General features: G+C 32.9%; 16 protein-coding genes and 1 pseudogene. 2 read left to right on the top strand and 15 right to left on the bottom strand.

The annotated features are described in order from the left end of the window. Nucleotides 1-98: 98 nt before the first annotated feature. The 3 genes from DYE57_RS02520 to DYE57_RS02510 all read right to left on the bottom strand — a co-directional run bounded on the left by DYE57_RS02520 (nucleotide 99) and on the right by DYE57_RS02510 (nucleotide 2,669). On the bottom strand, nucleotides 99-1,379 hold the full coding sequence (locus DYE57_RS02520; RefSeq protein ID WP_115312745.1) for a cation:dicarboxylate symporter family transporter: 1,281 nt from the start codon (nucleotides 1,377-1,379) through the stop codon (nucleotides 99-101). Nucleotides 1,380-1,556: 177 nt separating this feature from the next. Further along, nucleotides 1,557-1,922, bottom strand: a complete 366-nt coding sequence (locus DYE57_RS02515) for a DUF3139 domain-containing protein (RefSeq protein ID WP_115312744.1) — start codon at nucleotides 1,920-1,922, stop codon at nucleotides 1,557-1,559. Between the two features lie 117 nt (nucleotides 1,923-2,039). Further along, the gene (locus tag DYE57_RS02510; protein ID WP_115312743.1) at nucleotides 2,040-2,669 is read right to left on the bottom strand and encodes a nitroreductase family protein; all 630 of its coding nucleotides are present in this window, start codon (nucleotides 2,667-2,669) and stop codon (nucleotides 2,040-2,042) included. A 167-nt stretch (nucleotides 2,670-2,836) separates the two neighbouring features. On the opposite strand from DYE57_RS02510, the gene DYE57_RS02505 reads away from it, so the two are divergent. Beyond that, a complete protein-coding gene (locus tag DYE57_RS02505; protein ID WP_115312742.1) occupies nucleotides 2,837-3,283 on the top strand; it encodes a MarR family winged helix-turn-helix transcriptional regulator in 447 nt (148 codons plus the stop codon). Between the two features lie 288 nt (nucleotides 3,284-3,571). Beyond that, nucleotides 3,572-3,984: pseudogene (locus DYE57_RS02500) on the top strand (Hsp20 family protein). A 150-nt stretch (nucleotides 3,985-4,134) separates the two neighbouring features. On the opposite strand, the gene DYE57_RS02495 reads toward DYE57_RS02500, so the two are convergent. From DYE57_RS02495 to DYE57_RS02440, 12 genes are all read right to left on the bottom strand, one after another. Continuing rightward, a complete protein-coding gene (locus DYE57_RS02495; RefSeq protein ID WP_115312741.1) occupies nucleotides 4,135-5,307 on the bottom strand; it encodes a nitrate/nitrite transporter in 1,173 nt (390 codons plus the stop codon). Nucleotides 5,308-5,575: 268 nt separating this feature from the next. Then, nucleotides 5,576-6,232: a nitrate respiration regulation response regulator NreC gene (nreC, locus tag DYE57_RS02490; protein WP_115312740.1), complete on the bottom strand. Its 657-nt coding sequence runs from the start codon at nucleotides 6,230-6,232 to the stop codon at nucleotides 5,576-5,578. A gap of 28 nt (nucleotides 6,233-6,260) precedes the next feature. Then, nucleotides 6,261-7,295: a sensor histidine kinase gene (locus tag DYE57_RS02485; protein ID WP_115312739.1), complete on the bottom strand. Its 1,035-nt coding sequence runs from the start codon at nucleotides 7,293-7,295 to the stop codon at nucleotides 6,261-6,263. 9 nt (nucleotides 7,296-7,304) lie between these two features. Continuing rightward, nucleotides 7,305-7,757: a nitrate respiration regulation accessory nitrate sensor NreA gene (nreA, locus tag DYE57_RS02480; protein ID WP_115314113.1), complete on the bottom strand. Its 453-nt coding sequence runs from the start codon at nucleotides 7,755-7,757 to the stop codon at nucleotides 7,305-7,307. 19 nt (nucleotides 7,758-7,776) lie between these two features. After that, the gene (gene narI, locus DYE57_RS02475) at nucleotides 7,777-8,454 is read right to left on the bottom strand and encodes a respiratory nitrate reductase subunit gamma (RefSeq protein WP_115312738.1); all 678 of its coding nucleotides are present in this window, start codon (nucleotides 8,452-8,454) and stop codon (nucleotides 7,777-7,779) included. Next, nucleotides 8,447-9,037, bottom strand: coding sequence for a nitrate reductase molybdenum cofactor assembly chaperone (narJ, locus tag DYE57_RS02470; protein WP_115312737.1), 591 nt, complete (start codon nucleotides 9,035-9,037; stop codon nucleotides 8,447-8,449). The genes narI and narJ overlap by 8 nt, the downstream gene beginning before the upstream one ends. Continuing rightward, a complete protein-coding gene (gene narH / locus DYE57_RS02465; protein ID WP_115312736.1) occupies nucleotides 9,015-10,568 on the bottom strand; it encodes a nitrate reductase subunit beta in 1,554 nt (517 codons plus the stop codon). Before narH ends, narJ begins: the two co-directional genes overlap by 23 nt. Continuing rightward, on the bottom strand, nucleotides 10,558-14,241 hold the full coding sequence (locus DYE57_RS02460) for a nitrate reductase subunit alpha (protein ID WP_115312735.1): 3,684 nt from the start codon (nucleotides 14,239-14,241) through the stop codon (nucleotides 10,558-10,560). The genes narH and DYE57_RS02460 overlap by 11 nt, the downstream gene beginning before the upstream one ends. Nucleotides 14,242-14,396: 155 nt before the next feature. Beyond that, nucleotides 14,397-15,332, bottom strand: coding sequence for a uroporphyrinogen-III C-methyltransferase (cobA, locus tag DYE57_RS02455; RefSeq protein WP_115312734.1), 936 nt, complete (start codon nucleotides 15,330-15,332; stop codon nucleotides 14,397-14,399). Continuing rightward, complete coding sequence (nirD, locus tag DYE57_RS02450; protein ID WP_115312733.1) at nucleotides 15,323-15,637, bottom strand: nitrite reductase small subunit NirD; 315 nt, start codon at nucleotides 15,635-15,637, stop codon at nucleotides 15,323-15,325. Before nirD ends, cobA begins: the two co-directional genes overlap by 10 nt. Further along, complete coding sequence (gene nirB, locus DYE57_RS02445) at nucleotides 15,637-18,045, bottom strand: nitrite reductase large subunit NirB (protein WP_115312732.1); 2,409 nt, start codon at nucleotides 18,043-18,045, stop codon at nucleotides 15,637-15,639. The genes nirD and nirB overlap by 1 nt, the downstream gene beginning before the upstream one ends. Nucleotides 18,046-18,401: 356 nt before the next feature. Then, nucleotides 18,402-19,121 (bottom strand): sirohydrochlorin chelatase, encoded by a 720-nt coding sequence (locus DYE57_RS02440; RefSeq protein WP_115312731.1) that lies wholly within the window; start codon nucleotides 19,119-19,121, stop codon nucleotides 18,402-18,404. Between the last annotated feature and the right edge of the window lie 142 nt (nucleotides 19,122-19,263).

Here is a 19,263-nt window from a genome sequence, read left to right as displayed (position 1 = left end):
CATCTATTGGGATTTTAGCCACTTTTTCTTTATAAATGCATAAGAGCCACTAACAATCATAGATTGTAAGTGGCTCTAAAATGTCAGATATAAATTTTTTATATTGAATTTAAGTATTCTTGTCCTTTTTCTCTATCGTAAACATTTTCCCATTTCGCAATAACAACAGTAGATAATGCGTTACCTATAACGTTTACGCATGTACGAACCATATCTAATAAACGGTCAATGCCGATAATTAAAGCTAAACCTTGTGCTGGCAGATGCATCGAACTTAAAGTTGTAAGTAAAACAACAATTGAAACACCAGGGACCCCAGCCATTCCTTTAGAAGCTATCATTAAAGTAGCCATTAAAACAATTTGTTCAGTTAATGATAAATGAATGTTATACATTTGAGCAACGAACAAAGCTGCGATAGATTGGTATAGCGCAGAGCCGTCTAAGTTAAATGAATAACCGATTGGTATCACAAATGACGTGACGTCTTTTGGTGAACCAAAATGTTCCATTTTTTTCATAATAACTGGTAATACTGCTTCTGAACTTGATGTTGAAAAAGCAAGAAGTAATTCACTTTTAAGAATCTTTATTATTGAAAAGATACTTATACCTACCATTTTTGCAACAATTCCTAAAACAACAATTACAAAGAAAATCATTGCAAAAACAACGACAAGTAACAACTTTAATAATGGAATTAATGCTGACGCACCAAATGTCATAACAGTTGTACATATAAATGCGAAAACTCCAATTGGAGCTAATTTTAAAATTTTATTAATCATCCAAAAAACTGCTTCTAAAGTACCATTTAAGAATCCCTTTACTGGCTCAGCTTTCTCTCCTATAGCAGCTAAACCCAAACCAAAAAACACGGCAAAAAAGATAATTGGTAATAATTCACCTTTAGCCAAGGATTCGAATAAATTGGTTGGCACGATATTGACTATCGTATCTATCAAGTGGTTACCATATGTAGAAGCATGATCTACTGAATTTGCTGATGATTGATATTTAGATATATCACCCTTAGGTAACTTGTGAGGATCTAATCCAGAACCAGGTTTAAATAGATTACCAATAATGAGTCCTAAACCAATAGCGATGGTCGTTATAATTTCAAAATAAAGGATTGCCTTCCACCCATAACTTCCTACTTTTTTCGAATCCCCTAAATTCGAAATAGATAAGGCAAGTGCACAGAACACAATCGGTATAATAATCATTTTAATTAAATTTAAGAAAATATCACCAAATGGCTTAATGTAATTTGCAACATTATTCTGACCATATAGTAATAGTCCGACGATGACGCCCAGTACCAAAGCAATAATAACTTGCGTTGGCAAATTTATTTTTCTCTTAAACAGAGCCATAAAGCAAACTCCCCTTCATCTGACATCACTTAATTATATCAGATAACATCAAAATAGCTATATAAATTTTAAATTTAAAAATTTAACGAATCTTTGTTACAAATTTTTTGAAATTTAGCACTTAAGAAAAAGCACACAGCTCCAAATAAAAACATTGAAACTGCGCGCACTCATTAATTATTTTGAAGGTTTATAATTTTTATCAAAATCACTATGTTTAGCTTTTTTTATACTTTTCTTAGTTTCACTGTCAAATCCTTCTGAGAAGATACCTTTAGTAGTACTTATAGGTTGAACTACATAAGTGATGTTCGGTTCATCTTTATAAACTATTTCTTTGTAATAAAGGCCTTTTTTTGAACTATATAGTGTCTCTTCTTTTTTTATTTTATCTTTAAGATGATGTTCATTAATATAACTGTCTATAAGTTCAACATTTTTGTGTCCTTGATAAGTTTTGAGACCAAAGAAAAATACAATTGCTAGTGTAAGAGATATGATTAGTATAATTATAACTCTAAAAATTATCTGTTTTCTACTCATGATAGAAACTCCTTTTGTCTTATCTAATTAAGTATGAACCATATAATATCGATGAAAAAGAGATGCATCTAAATTGTAATAAAATGTTCTTATATTAATGTGAACAATTAGCGACGTTTATAGATATTCTCTGATTTCATGTACTGGTAATCGAACTGAATCATGTGCTTCTTGAGCTTTTTTTCCAATGGCTATAGCCAAAACAGGTATATATCTTTCAGAATCATAGCCAATTATTTCAGCAATATTTTCTTTATCGAAACCACCAATTGGATTTGTATCATATCCATAAGCTTTAGCAATAAGCATGAATTGCATTGCCATTAAACTACTATCGATATTTACTATATCTTTCATTCCCTCTTTAGAAAGACCCTTGTAATATGGGAGAATCCAGTCTAATAATTGTGTCTTAATATCTTCAGTCATATGATTTTGTTCTACAGCATCATTATAAATTTGTTCAGCTTTTTCATAATTACGCAAATCTCCAAATATAATCATCATTGCTGAAGATGTAGTGAGTTGTTTTACATTAAAGCCAAAAGCTTCTTTAGTTTTTTCTTTAGCCTCATCACTCTCTATAACAGCTATTCTCCAAGGTTGCATATTTACCGATGAAGGGGCTTTTGTAGCTTTGGTTATCATTTCATCCATTTCCTTATGAGGAATTTTATATTTACTATCGAAAACCTTTACTGACTTTCTACCGTTTAATATTTCGTTAAAGTCATTAAATTGAATCATCTATTTTTTCTCCTTTATTTTTCAAAAATTATTTTCGTTTTTTATCAAATCAAATCCATTGAAATTTTGTCTAAATTTAATTTAAAACAATTCGATTATAGTGATGAAATCAGTACTTGACAAGTGATACACTTCATAATATTGTTACTTTAACAAGGAGTGATTTAATGTATGTAGAGAATAGTTATTTAAGTAATCAATTATGTTTTTTATTTTATGTTTCATCGAAAGAAATCATCAAGAAGTACACAAATCATCTGAAAGAGTATGGACTTACATACACGGGTTATATTGTACTAATGGCGATCGAAGATGATGAGAAACTTAATATTAAAAAACTTGGTGAACGTGTCTTTTTAGATTCGGGAACCCTCACACCGTTACTGAAAAAATTAGAAAAGAAAAATTATGTTGTTCGAAGTCGTGAAGAAAAAGATGAACGAAACCTTCAAATTTCATTAACTGAACATGGGCAAGATATTAAAAAAATATTAGCTGACATTTCCACGAAAGTCTATAGTGAGTTTAATATTAATCAAGAAGAAATTAAAGAATTAATTGAAAACTTACAAAATTTCGTTTCTTGCAATTTTGATAAAATAACAGAAAAGTGATACTTATAGAGAAAAAGACAAAAGTAGACTTTTAGAAATCTTTGACAATTTCAACTTCGGCATAAGCGACACAATTTAATAATAAGCAGTATGTGTAAAGTAAGCTTTTGTCTTATTCTCTCGTACAATAAACCTATTTTTTTGCGCGTAATTCCTACTAAACTTATATAAATACTTATTATTTTTGAGTATTTTTGCTTTGCCTATAATTATACTATTAATATAATGGACTTAAAAATAGTAATTATCTTAATGAAGAACTGTAAGACACTTTAAGGAGTGAAGATAATGAACAATGATTTCTTTAATAGTCCATTTTTTAAAAACGATCCAAGCGAAGTGTTTAAAGACTTAGGTAAACAAGTTTATAACCAATTTTCATCAAGAACATTTCTACAAATATTTATGAACAATCAAATGCTTATATATTAGACGCTGAATTACCAGGTATTAAAAAAGCAGACATTTCATTGAAATTCGAACACAGTACTTTAACGATTAAAGCATACAAAAATATTAATGTTGACAATAAAAATTTGCAATTAGATGAACGTACAAATGGAGAGTTATTGCGTCGTTTTGAATTTGAAGATATTAATAAAGACGCAATTGAAGCAAGTTATGAAGATGGAGTTTTAAGTGTCACACTTCCTAAAAAAGTTTATGAAGGTGACGATACAACAACAATTTCAATACATTAATTGTAATCAGTATTTTAAGTTATTACAGACATTCATCTTTGACCACTTTTAACATGATATAATTATGTGAAATATTCATCATAAATGAGTTGTTGTACAAATTTAAAGCTGGAACGTGGCGTCGTTCCAGCTTTTCTTGATAAACTTAATTTAGTTAGATTCAATATCTATAGCTTTTTCTTTTTTATTTAAATGTAGCATTGTCATAAGTGCAATAATTCCGAAGATTGCAAGTAATAGAAAAGCTAAGTGACTTGAGCCAGTAAGCCCTGTGACAAAAGTAATCACTAACGGTGGAAAGAAGCCTCCTACACCCCCCATCATGGAAACAATACCGTTTGCAGAGCCTGCTTCTTTAGCGAAGTAAGAAGGTACCAATTTAAATATTAAGCCATTACCAATACCTGCACATACACTAATAGCTAAACATCCCACAGTGAATAGTACAATTTGACTAGACATACTTAAGATAAGTGCACCAACAATCATCACTGCAAAGTCAATAATAAGTGCATGAACTGCATAAAATTTATCACCAATCACTCCACCTAAAGGTCTCAAGAATGTTGCCAATGCAATAAAGACGCCTGAACGAATACCTGCATCAACCTTATTAATACCAAAATGATCAACTAAGAAATTAGGTAGGAAGATTCCAAAAGCAACAAATGCTCCAAATGTAATAAAATACCATAAGCTTAAATAGTATAATTTATAGTTTTTAGATAAATCCTTAACCTGATCCATTAAAGGTATTTTAACTTTCGGCTCATTTTTATCCCCTAAAAAGAACATTAAAATAGCAAAAACGCTCAAAATAATTAAATAACTACGAACTGTATTTTGCCAACCAATAGCACCTGCTAAAACTGGGGCACAAAATGATGAAATCGCTGTTCCAATATTTCCTACACCATAAATACCATTAGCTAAACCTACTTTATCTTTTGAAAAATATTTAGGTACTGAAGTAACACCAACAGAAAATATTGCTCCACCAACTCCTAAAAAGAAACCTGATAACATTAACATTCCAGGAGTTTGTGCTTGCCATAAAAGGAAAATAGGAAATAATAAAACAATAAAACTCCAGAAAAATACCCATTTGGCACCAACAATATTAGTTAAATAACCAAATGGTACACGTAGAACAGAACCTAAAATAACTGGTATTGCCAATATTACTGAAATTTGTCCTGCAGAGATTTTTACATCTTGTGTTATAAACGGCATTAAAGGAGAGATGATGCTCCAAGCCATAAATCCTGCAACTAAACTCAAAGTTTGCAAAGTGAGTTGAGAAATTCCCTTTTTCATGTTCATTCAAATTCACCTTCATTTAAATTAATTATAAGGAACATTGGTACTTTGTAGGGTTTAATAAGAGGTCAAAAGCTTATAACTATAGATAAAATTCCAGCAAAGTACCAATTTACAAGTTAATTTTAATCTGTTTGTGAATTTTTGAACATAAGGACTTACCCTTATTAGTTTAGTATTTTTCCCTAGATAATGATTGATTAATAAAAAAACTGTCCACAAAGTGATTAACTTCATAGACAGTTTGAAAGACGATTGTACACTATCTCTATTAAAAATCTAATAGTTTTTTCTTTAAAGCATATTCAACCAATTCTGGCTTGCTTTTTAAATTTAATTTATTCATAATATGTGTTTTATGTGCTTCTACTGTTTTAACAGAAACAAATAACTTCTCAGCAATTTCTTTGTTACCATAACCCTTAGCAATTAAAGGTAAGATTTCTAACTCTCTTTTTGATAATACTTTAAAAGGATCTGATGATTGAGATAATTTATCAGAACTAGATTGGTTTACAAATTCATTCACTAAAGATGTGGTTAGTTTCATATCAACATATGTTTCATCTTTATAGACAGTACGTACAGCAAGTATTAATTGTTCATCTGGTGAATTTTTTAAGATATATCCCTTTGCTCCGCTTTTAAGTACATGGAATAAATATTCCTCATCATCATACATTGTTAGTATTAAAATTTTAGTTTCTGGAAAACTTTCAGAAATTTTACTTGTTGCAATTAAACCCGATTCACCTGGTGGCATGCTTAAATCTAAGATTAAAACATCTGGCTTATATTCTAATACCTTCTGATAAGCTTCAACACCATCAGCAGCTGTAGCAACAACATCCATATCTTCTTGATAATTAAGTATCATTGAGAAGCCTGTTCTTACAACAGCATGGTCGTCAGCTATGACTATCTTCACTTAAATTCCCCCAGCGTACATAATCAATTTAAATTGGTATGTCCAACGTAATTATAGTACCACGATCGATTTGTGTCTCTATATTAATATTTCCGTTTACTAATTCTGCACGTTCTCTCATGCCGTAAAGACCTAATCCAGAACCTCTAGGATGGCTATTCATATTAAAGCCATTTCCACGATCAACTACCTCTGCAACTAATTGATGCTGATCACTATGTGTACTCACTTCAATCTCATTGACATTTGCGTATTTTAAAGTATTAAATAACGCCTCTTGAACAACTCGATAAACTACAGTTTCAATTTCACTATCGAAACGTTGACCTTTGATATTTGAATGATATTTAATATGCATGCCATAATTTTCTTCAAATTGTTTAAAGTACGATTTAAAAGCTGCCTCAATGCCTAAATCATCAAGTGATGACGGACGTAATTCTACTGACATATTTCTAATATCGTCAATAAGTTGAGATAATAATCCTTCAATATGTTGTGAACTTTCAGCCACATCACTATCTTTAAACTTATACTTTAATAATCTTAACTCTACATCAATATTTAACATCTCTTGAATGACACTATCATGCAATTCTCTAGATATTCTTTTACGTTCATTTTCTTGAGCTTGAATTGAACGATGCAACATTTTTTGTTGATACATCTTCTCTTGTCTTTCAATTTGGGGAGCGACATTTTGTAACGTAAACGCACTAATACCCTTTTCGTTATCAATAATTTGATAAGTAGCTGTAAAAGGTTTCACTTCATTTTCTTTAGTTTTCATAAATACTTGAAAGTTAGATTTCTGAATTTGATAAGTGTCTAAAAAGCAATCTTTACATGATTGCACATCATACTCGTTAGAATAACCTTCACACCGGTTGCAAATTGCATTTGTCATTACATTGTAATTATCTTCTTCAGAAAGTATTTCTTTCGCAGCGTCATTCATTGCAATAATCTTGCCATGTTGATTAACAAATACTATCTTTTCATTCGTACTTTCATAATAATCTTTAAGTAGTTGCTCTAAATTAACATCAGTTTGCTTCAACATATTTATCACCTAATTTAATTCAGTAAAAATACCTAATTGTTCTTCAATGTCCAGTTGATCTAATGACTGAGGCAAAGATTTGTGATTTCTTTGTCCTAGTAATAACACACCGTACATTGATTGATTTAACCATAGAGGTACTGCAACTACAGCAGTGAGAGATTCACTTAAAATAATCGGGAATTTCACCTTTTGTGCTGGTGATAATGCAGTCTCTACATCGGCTATAACCATACGTTTACCTGTCTTCATCACCATACCAGCAAATCCTCTTCCTTTTCTTAAAATGATAAGTTTATATCTATCATTTGTATTACCTGAAACATACTGCCATTTAATTGGTGATGATGTGTGATGGTGATCATGTAATGCTATACCGCCGAAGTCATATCCTTCTTTTATTCTTAATTTATCTAAATTGATTTGCAAATCATGATTACGTTTTAATGATTCTGATTCCACACTTTCACCCTCTAATTTATCATATTTTATTTTTTCGATATACAATATATCTTCTATTCATATATGACAATGGTACGCTCCACACATGTACTAATCTGGTAAATGGCCAGCATGCAAATACTGTAAAACCTAATAATATATGAAGTTTAAACGACCATGGTACATTCACCATTAAATTGGAGTTAAGTGAAAACATAAATAAATGTCTAAACCAAATCGCAATCGTTTGACGATAATCAAAGTCCGGTTGAACCGCATTTGTGACAAGCGTTGAATAGCAACCCATAAGCAAAATAATAAGTAAAACGATGTTTACAAAAATATCTGAGAATGAACTTAGACGTCTCACGTTTTTAATTGTAAGTCTTCTCAACGTCAATAAAAGCATACCTATTAAAGTTATTATACCAAAAATGCTACCTATATAAACTGCTCCAATATGATAGATATGATTATCCACACCCACTGCCTCTAACCAGTTTGCAGGTATTAATAAGCCAACGACATGTCCGAAAAATACAGGTATCACACCTAAGTGAAATAACAAACTTCCCCATTTAAGTCGTCTTTTTTCAATCATTTCGCTAGATTTGGCTGTCCAAGAAAATTGGTCATATTTGTAACGAGCAATATGTCCTATGACAAAAATCGCTAAACATAAATACGGATAGATAATCCATATGAATTGATTAAGCATGATTTCCCACCTCTTTCGATGACATGATACAAGCTTTTAAAGTTTTTCTTAATGCGCTTACTACAAAAGCATAAGGATTATTGTTCTTAGCAATCGCATTAGCCATTTCATATGTTCCATCTTCAATAATCATAATGACTAATTGAAGATTTTCTCGCGCTCTGTCGTCATTACTGAAATCTGCAACCTGTAGAAACTGTAACATTAACGGAAGATAATCAGACAATTCATTATCAACCATTTTCAAACCGAACATTTCATATAAAACTTTCAGTTTAGCTAACATTTGTCCTCGTTCTTTTTGAGTATCAAATTTATTAAATGTCATATAGAGCGGATTCTTTTTACTAAAATCAAATGTATCTGTATAAATAGCTTTTATTTCAGATAAAGTATAGTTCATCATTATTTCTCTATACACAACAAGGTCTTCGTAACCTGGATGTGCAGTTGTGATTGTATCTTCAAATAATTTAGGATGAAATGTCATCTTTTCAGGAAAATTCATTTGCTGACCAAGGTAACCTAAGCTTTCTTGGTACTGACTTAATTTTTCAAGGTTAATCACGGAAAATCCCTCCATAGAAATTTTCGTTATACATTTCTTGACCAGTTTTATTTGAGGTAACTGTAACACCACAACCTTCACAGTTTGCACCAAAATACTCGCCACCATAACCCTGACTGCCTTGAGCTCTATAAGTATCTAAATAGGTTTCTTTATGAGTAGAAGGAACTACAAAGCGATCCTCATATTTAGCTATTCCAAGTAAGCGATACATCTCTGTCATTTGTCTTTCAGTTAACCCTAGTCGTTCTAATTTTGTTGTGTCAAAAGGTTGTCCAGTAATTTGAGAACGCATATAACTTCTCATCATAGCCATTTTTTGTAAGCCTTTTTTGACGGGTTGCACGTCGCCAGCAGTTAATAAATGAGCCAAATATTGAATTGGTAAACGCATTTCTTCAATTGCTGGGAAAATCATATCTGGATTTTGTCCAGCATTTTCACCTTCAAAGTAACTCATAATTGGGCTTAATGGAGGGCAATACCAAACCATTGGCATTGTTCTAAATTCAGGATGTAGCGGAAATGCCATTTTATATTCAATTGTTAGTTTGTATACTGGTGAGTTTTGAGCTGCTGTAATCCACTCATGGTTGATGCCATCTTTTTCTGCTTGTGCAATGACATCTTCATCAAAAGGATCTAAAAATAAATCTAATTGTTTTTCGTATAAATCTTTTTCATCTGTCGAGGATACTGCTTCTTGGACACGATCCGCATCATATAATAATACGCCTAAATATCTCATTCTTCCTGTACAAGTTTCTGAACAAACTGTTGGCATTCCCGCTTCAATTCTAGGGAAACAGAATGTACATTTTTCAGCTTTATTCGTTTTCCAGTTGAAGTAGACTTTTTTATACGGACAGCCCGTCATACAATATCTCCAACCACGACATGCTTCCTGATCTACAAGCACTATACCATCCTCATCACGTTTGTACATTGCACCAGAAGGACAAGATGCTACGCAACTTGGATTTAAACAGTGCTCACAAAGACGTGGTAAATACATCATAAATGTTTCGTCAAATTGAAACTTAATATCTTCTTCAATTTGTTGAATATTAGGATCTTTCGGTCCTGTAATATGACCTCCTGCAAGATCATCTTCCCAGTTGGGTCCCCACTCAAGATTATGCTTATCCCCTGAAATTAAAGAATGTGCTGTTGCTACAGGAGAGTGCTTACCTGCTTTGGCAGTAGTAAGATGTTCATAATTGTACGTCCACGGTTCATAATAATCTTTGATTAGTGGCATATCTGGATTATAGAAAATTTTACCTAATGCCACTTTTGACCATCTATTCCCTGATTTTAATTCTAATTTTCCTTTTTTATTAAGCACCCATCCGCCTTTATAATGACTTTGATCTTCCCATCTTTGTGGATATCCAACACCTGGCTTGGTCTCTACGTTGTTAAACCACATATATTCTGCACCAGGTCTGTTTGTCCAAGTATTTTTACAAGTCACACTACAAGTATGGCAACCAATACATTTGTCTAGATTCAACACCATTCCAATTTGCGCTTTAATCTTCAAGCCAATTGACCTCCTTCATTTTTCTAACAGCTACATATTCATCTCTTTGATTTCCGATTGGCCCATAATAGTTAAAGTGGTAGCTTATTTGCGCATATCCCCCTATAAGTTGAGTTGGTTTCAAGTGAATTCTAGTTGGTGCATTATGTGAACCACCACGTGTATCAGTTATTTCTGAACCCGGAGTTTCGATATGTTTATCTTGAGCATGATACATAAACATTGTTCCTTTTGGCATACGATGTGAAGTTACAGCTCTTGCTGTGACTACACCGTTACGGTTATATACTTCCAACCAATCATTATCATTAATGTCATGTTCTTTTGCGTCTTCATTGGACATCCACACTACTGGACCTCCTCTAAATAACGTAAGCATGCGTTCGTTATCTTGGTAAGTTGAATGAATATCCCATTTTCCATGTGGTGTTAAATAACGTAGTACTAATGCATCTTGTCCACCTTTAACTTTTTTATCACGTGCACCAAATACCATAGGCGGTAATGTTGGCTTATATACAGGTAAACTTTCTCCAAATTGTTGGAACACTTCATGATCAATATAATAACTTTGTCTGCCAGTTAAAGTTCTAAAAGGAACTAATCGTTCAATGTTAGTTGTAAATGGTGAATATCTGCGACCATTTTTATTTGAACCAGGGAAGACTGCTGTCGGTATGACTTCTCTAGGTTGTGATGTAATATTTAAGAATGAAATTTTTTCAGATGCACGCTCTATAGATATATCTTTTAATTGCATTCCAGTTTGTTTTTCTAAATCTTCATAAGATTTTTGTGATAATTTACCATTCGTTGCTGAAGATATATTTAAAATCACATCGGCAACTTTTCTAGCTGTATCAATACGTGGTCTATCATTTTTAATAGAAGATGCATTAACATCATTCCACGTACCTATCATACTTTTTAATTCTTCATACTCTTCTTTAACACTAAAGCTCACACCATGTGCACCTACTTTAGCTTTTTCAAGCATTGGACCAACAGTCACGAATTTGTCATAGGTTTGAGTATAATCACGTTCAACAATTGAGAAGTTAGGCATTGTCTTACCAGGAATCCCCTCAATTTCTCCTTTAGACCAATCTTTAACTATGCCGTACTCTGCTGAAATTTCTTGTTTAGAATCATGACCTAATGGTGTTGTAACAACGTCTTTAAATTTACCTGGCAAATAATCTTTTGCCATTTCTGAAACGGCTTTACTTAGTTTCTTATATATATCCCAATCTGAGCGTGATTCCCATAATGGATCTATAGCAGGGTTAAATGGATGTATAAACGGATGCATATCTGTTGATGATATATCGTATTTTTCATACCAAGTTGCTGCTGGAAGCACGATATCAGAATATAAAGGTGTAGCTGTCATTCTAAAATCAAGTGATACGAGTAAGTCTAATTTACCTACTGTGTCTTCGCGCCATTTAATTTCTACTGGCTTATCTTCTTCATTAGGCTCAGCCATTAATCCTGAACGCGTACCTAGTAAATGCTTCATAAAATATTCTTGACCTTTAGCTGAACTTGAAATCAAGTTTGATCTCCACACAAACAACGTTTTTGGGTGATTCTTTCTAAGGTCTGGATCTTCTATTGCAAATTGTGTTTCTTTATTTTTCACTGATTGTATTGCTTTTTGTAATATTGCTTCGTTTGAATTATTACCTTCATCTTTAGCTTCTTCACCAAATAATAAGCTATTCTTATTAAACTGCGGATATGATGGCAACCAACCCATACGAGCTGCTGTCACATTGTAATCAGCAGGATGTTGATGTTTTATATTTTCAGCTAAAGGAGATTTTAATTTGTCCACATTTGATTCTTCGTATTTCCATTGATCCGTTGCAAAATAGAACCAACTTGTACCATTTTGCAAACGTGGTGGTCCTTGCCAATCTTTAGCAAATGCAATCGTGTTCCACCCTTCAATAGGACGACATTTTTCTTGTCCAACGTAGTGCGCCCAACCTCCGCCATTGACACCTTGACAACCACATAACAATACTAAGTTAAGTACAGAACGATAAATTGTATCGGAGTTGAACCAGTGGTTAATACCAGCTCCCATAATAATCATTGAACGTCCACCAGTATCAATCGCATTTTGAGCAAATTCTCTAGCAACTTGCGTCACTAGATCTTTTTTAATTCCTGTTATTTTTTCTTGCCAAGCTGGAGTGTATTTTGACTCCTCATCATTATAAGATTTTGCTTCTAATTGGTGACCAAAGCGTTTAATACCATATTGACTCGTCATTAAATCATAAACAGTTGCAATACGCACCTTTTTACCATTAGCTAATTGAATTGTTCTTGTAGCAATAGGTCTTTTAAAAATACCAGCTCCATTACTATCGAAATAAGGAAATTGAATTGTCGTAATATCGTAATCGTTCTCAGTCATAGAAAGAGCTGGTTCAATTGGAGTACCATCATCTGTTTCAAGTTTTAAATTCCACTCTTTTCCTTCTTCCCATCGTTGCCCCATTGTCCCATTTGGAACAAGCAATTGTTGGCTAATATTGTCTTGAATAACTGGTTTCCATGCACTATTCTCACTAGACATTCCTAAATCACTTGCACGTAAAAAACGCCCTGCTTTATAACCATTGTCATCTTCATCTAACATAATGACAAATGGCATATCAGAATACTGTTTAGCATAATTAATGAACTTGTCATTTGGATTATTTTCATAAAATTCCTGTAGAATCACATGTGTCATTGCTTGTGCAACTGCAGCATCAGTACCTGGGTTTGGTGCTAACCAATTATCAGCAAATTTTACATTCTCCGCATAATCTGGTGCCACTGAAACAACTTTTGCACCTTTATATCTCACTTCAGTCATAAAATGTGCATCGGGTGTACGAGTCAATGGAACGTTGGACCCCCACATAATAATATATGATGCATTGTACCAATCACTAGATTCAGGTACGTCAGTTTGTTCACCCCAAATTTGAGGGGATGCTGGCGGTAAATCGGCATACCAGTCATAAAAGCTCAACATTTCCCCACCGAGTAAATTAATAAATCGAGCACCAGAAGCATAACTAATCATTGACATTGCTGGAATTGGGGTAAAACCAGCAATTCGATCTGGGCCATCCTTTTTAATTGTGTATAAAATTTGCGCAGCAATGATATCTGTGACATCTTTCCAATTAGCTCTTACATGTCCACCTTTACCTCTTGCTTCTTTGTATTGCTTTGCTTTATCCTCATCTTCGACTATTGATGCCCACGCCGCAATACGATGACCATTATTTTCATCAAGCGCTTGAGTCCACAAATCTAATAACTTACCTCTGATGTAGGGATATTTAATTCTTAGAGGACTATACTCGTACCATGAAAATGAAGCACCTCTAGGACACCCTCTAGGTTCAAATTCAGGCATATCTGGACCACAACTTGGATAGTCTATTTGTTGGTTTTCCCAAGTGATAACACCATTTTTAACAAATACTTTCCAAGAACATGAACCGGTACAGTTAACACCATGCGTTGTTCGCACAACTTTATCATGGCTCCATCTTTCTCTATACATTTTTTCCCATTCTCGACTTTTATGTTCCAAAACTGACCAATTTCCATTAAACTTTTCTGTTGGTTTAAAGAAATTTAATCCAAATTTTCTCATTTATATTAATCCTCCCACCATAAAAGGTTTAATCCTCACTCATACATGTATCATGTAATTTAATTGTACATTTTTTCACAATATTTTTATATTAGGGATTTACCTATTTGATTACGGGGAATCCCTAGAAAAAGAGGCACCCAATGTGCCTCTTTTTAAACATATACATATTCAATTTCTTTGTATTGCAATAGCTCATTGTATAAATGTTGTTGTGAAACATGATAATGGTGATCAAAATCTATCAGACATTGGTAGCCATCTTCATATAGTTCTTCAGCTTTAGCGAGTGCTAGAGGTTTATCTCCTTTGATAACATAGTACTTGTGCGACAATATTTCATGTTTACATATTGAAGTATTATCAAAGTATGATATTAAATGTCCTAAAATACATATTCCCGGTCGACCATCTAGGTGATGTAATGTTAATTCATGCTCAATCGTACTAAGTGTTCCGGTAATAATTTGTTGGTTAAAACACGAAGCATTAAAGACAATAGCAATTGGATAGTCTTCATCTGTATATGTTTCTATTTGTTTGAGAATATGGCCTAATCGTTTAATCCCCATATAAATTGCTAAAGTTCCACCATTAATAAGATTTCGTATATCTGTATCATGATCAATAGAATCTTTAAAATGACCAGTTGAAAATGTCACACTTGGTGCAACAGAGCGCATTGTTAGTCCCATATTCATCGAAGCTACAGCTGCACTAGCTGACGTTATTCCTGGAACAATTTCATAGTTAATTTGATGCTTTGCTAGTGTATGAACTTCTTCAGTAATTCTACCAAAAATAGCAGGATCGCCACCTTTTAATCGCACTACATATTGATAATGTTTTGCAGCTTCAACTATTTTCAAATTAATTTCTTCTTGTTGAATATGTTTAAAGTATGGCTTTTTACCTACATTAATAACTTTTGTTTCAGGAGATGCATATTGCAAAATTAATGGATTAACTAAACGATCATATAAAATAACATCTGCCTTTTTAATTAACCGTTCCGCTTTTTTAGTTAATAAGTTTGGGTTTCCTGGTCCTGCACCTATAAGGTAAACTGTGCCAGGTAATTCTACAGACATAAATAAACGTCCCCGTCAATCACTTCTACTTCGTATGTTTCTACACAGCCCGTATCTGGCTCTTGCACTTCACCTGATTTCAATGCAATTTTTTGATCATGCAAAGGACAATACACGAAATCGCCGCTTACAGTTCCCTCAGTTAATGGTCCTTGTTTATGTGGACACATATTTCCTATCGCGTAAATATCTCCATTTTCAGTTAAAAATATACCTATTTCTTTCCCATCTACAACGACTTTTTTACCAATTTGTGGTGCCAACGCTTCAACACGAGTTACTTTAATTTTCTCAATGGCTCTCATTATTTCACCTTCTCAACTTCAAAGATTTTTTGTTCGTTTTTATCTTCAACAATTGCTTCCCATGGTTCTTTTTCAACTGCTTTTTTCGCTTCCATGATTCTTAAATATAACGCTTTTTGTTTATCTTTATTTAATACGATATCTTTAACATTATCGAATCCCATACGCTCTAACCATGGTGCTGTTCTTTCAGCATAAATACCTGTTTCCCTATAATATTGCATAATTGCTCCACATAGCTGAATCACTTCATCTTCAGTTTCCACAGTAGTTAATAACTTACCAACTGTTACATCAGTGCCGCCGTTTCCACCGATATAAATTTGATAGCCATTTTCAACTGAAATAACACCAAAGTCTTTAACACCAGATTCAACACAGCTTCTTGGACATCCTGAAACACCCATTTTAAATTTGTGAGGTGTATCTATATATTCAAATGTCTTTTCAAGTCTAATACCTAGTCGAATCGTATATTGTGTTCCAAAACGACAAAATTCTTTACCTACACAACTTTTGACTGAACGTGTCTTTTTACCATAAGCTGACGCAGAACGCATACCTAAATCTTCCCATACTTTCGGTAGCTCTTCTTTTTTCAATCCATATAGACCAACGCGTTGTGAACCTGTAACTTTAACAAGTGGCACATTATATTTTTTAGCTACTTCGCCTAATCTAATCAATTGATCGGCGTCAGTAACTCCACCACGCATTTGAGGGATGACTGAGAAAGTTCCATCATTTTGAATATTTGCAAGATATCTTTCGTTAGCAAAACGTGAATCTTTTTCATCATGATGCTCGAATGGATAAACCATATTTAAATAATAGTTAATAGCAGGTCGACATTTAGGACATCCATTTTTATCTTTGAAATCTAAAACATGGCGGACTTCTTTAGATGTTTTGAATCCTTTAGCTCTAATTTGAGTAACAATTTGATCTCTTGTTAAATCTGTACAAGGGCAAATACCTGAAGGTTTAGCCGCTACAAAATCATCACCGAGTGTATACTGTAACAATTCGCCAATCTGTCCTTTACATTTACCACATGAATTACCAGCTTTAGTAGCTTTAGTTACTTCATCAACTGATGTTAAACCTTTTGTCGTAATGGCATTTACAATTGTTCCTTTATCAACGCCGTTACATCCACAAATTATTTCGTCATCATCCATATCCGCAATTGACGTAGTTGCATCCTCATTGCCTTTATGAAGTAAAGATACGAGTGTATAATCTTCAAGTGTTTCGTGTTTTTTCATCATGTTATAAAATCTTGAACCATCATCTGTATCGCCATAGAGTACAGCTCCAACAACTTGTCCTCCACTTAAATAAACCTTTTTATAAATATTATCGACACTGTTGAAGATTTCTACACCATGTACCTCATCATTTTCAACAATTTGTCCAGCGCTATATAAATCACAACCTGAAACTTTTAAAGATGTAAATGTTGTAGAACCTTTATAGCCATCTGATTCTTTACCTGTTAAATAATCTGCAAGTACTTTACCTTGTTCATATAGAGGTGCTACTAAACCATAAACTTTTCCATTATGCTCAGCACACTCTCCTACAGCATATATGTTAGGATCTGACGTTTGCATATAGTCATTTACTACAATTCCTCTATTAACTTCAAGTCCACTGTCTTTAGCAACTTCAGTATATGGTCTTATGCCTACAGCCATGACAACTAAATCAGTCTCTATGACACGACCATCCGACAATTTAATAGCTTCAACATCTTCATCGCCTATAATTTCTTTAGAGTTTGCTTGAAGTTCAATTTTCATTCCTTGTTTTTCTAAATCTGCTTTAAGCATCTCTCCAGCTTTATGGTCAAGTTGCATTTCCATTAACCAATCAGCTAGATGCAGTACAGTCACTTCCATTCCTTGATCTAATAAGCCACGTGCACATTCTAATCCTAATAGACCCCCACCAATAACGACTGCATGTTTTTTTGTTTTCGCAATTTCAATCATTTTATTGGTATCATCAATTGTTCTCCAACCAATCACACTTGGAAAATCGAAACCTTTGATAGGTAATACAAAAGCTTTAGAACCCGTAGCAAATATACAAATGTCATAATCAACAGTGACACCTTTTGAAGTAGTTAAAACTTTATTGTCTCTATCTACTTTTTGAACAGGATCATCAGTAATAAGCATAATATCATGTTCTTCATACCATTTATATGAATTCATGATTATATCTTCAAGAGTCATCTTTTTTTGTAAAATATTTGATAACATAATTCTGTTATAGTTCGGATAGGGTTCTTTTCCGATTATTGTAATATCAAATTGCGAATCCAAACGCTCTAGGATTTCCTCTATCGTTCTCAAACCCGCCATTCCATTACCAATCATTACTAATTTTTGTTTCATCATACTTATATGCCCCTTCTATCACTTTAAATTTTAATTAAGAACCTAAATGCAAAATTATAAAAAGGTTAGATGTTTGATTTTTGTGTTTCTTACTTCACTTTTATCTTATACCAAAAATCAATATTTTTGTGATTATATTCACATTTTCAGGTAAAATCGGGGAATTCCCTAATATTCGTAAAATGTATAAAATCCCGATATTGTAGCTGTTTAAAAAGAAGGTTTTAAGCCTATTTACATCTATCTATTAACCGTCAAAAATATTAAAAAACCTTAGAAAGATATGTATATTATCCTTCCAAGGCAATCACTTTTTGAATAAATATCATTAACATTGACTTATGTCTGCTCCTTTTCTAAACACAAAGTTCTTCTAGTTTTTCTCTGATAATAAGTTTCAGAATATGGTCAAAGTTTATTGATGGCGTAATATGTATGTCACTAAAAAGCGTCATTTGATCAATAAATGTTTTAACCTTATTGACTAAACGTCCATCAAATAAAAATAATGGAACAATAATAAGCTCATCATAGTTGTTTGAAATCTCATCTAAATCGTTTCTAAATGACAATACACCATATAGCGCTCTTGCGTGTATAAGATGATCAGTATGAATACTTTTTACAAAAGCTTTAAGTTCATCATGTGCTTTTGTAAATCTTCCACTCCCATTACCATGTGCGATAACAACTGTTGCTACTTTTGAACCTTCTTTTAACTGAACATCCGCAATTCTTTTCTCAACTAACTCTGCCATATAAGGATGTGTTCCAAGTGGTTCACTCATTTCACTAACAATATGAGGATATTTACCATTCATCTCTTTTAAAGTTTGGGGAATATCACTGATATAATGCATCGTACTAAAAATGAGTAAAGGAACAATTCTAAATCTAGTTACGCCTTGCTGAATCATGCTTTCCATTGTTATTTCAAGATTTTGTGTATCACTTTCAAGAAATGCCAACTCATAATGATATTGTTCATCTTTTAAAAGCGTAGTTATAAACTCTTCTAATGCTTTATTTTGATCTCCTTTCCTCATTCCATGTGCAACTAAAATATTTCCTATCATTATCATCCCATCCTTTGTAAAATTGATTATTAATAGTTGTAAAATATTAAAAAATAAAGCACGTGATGTCATTATTTCTGACAAAAATTTTAAATTTTTAATTATAAGTTATATAATAAATACGTTGGCAGTTTACAATTAT

This window comes from Staphylococcus saccharolyticus, from assembly GCF_900458815.1.
GTDB lineage: Bacteria > Bacillota > Bacilli > Staphylococcales > Staphylococcaceae > Staphylococcus > Staphylococcus saccharolyticus.
The sequence above is the reverse complement of the archived record's forward strand: the minus strand, read 5'-3'. Positions and strand labels throughout refer to the sequence as shown.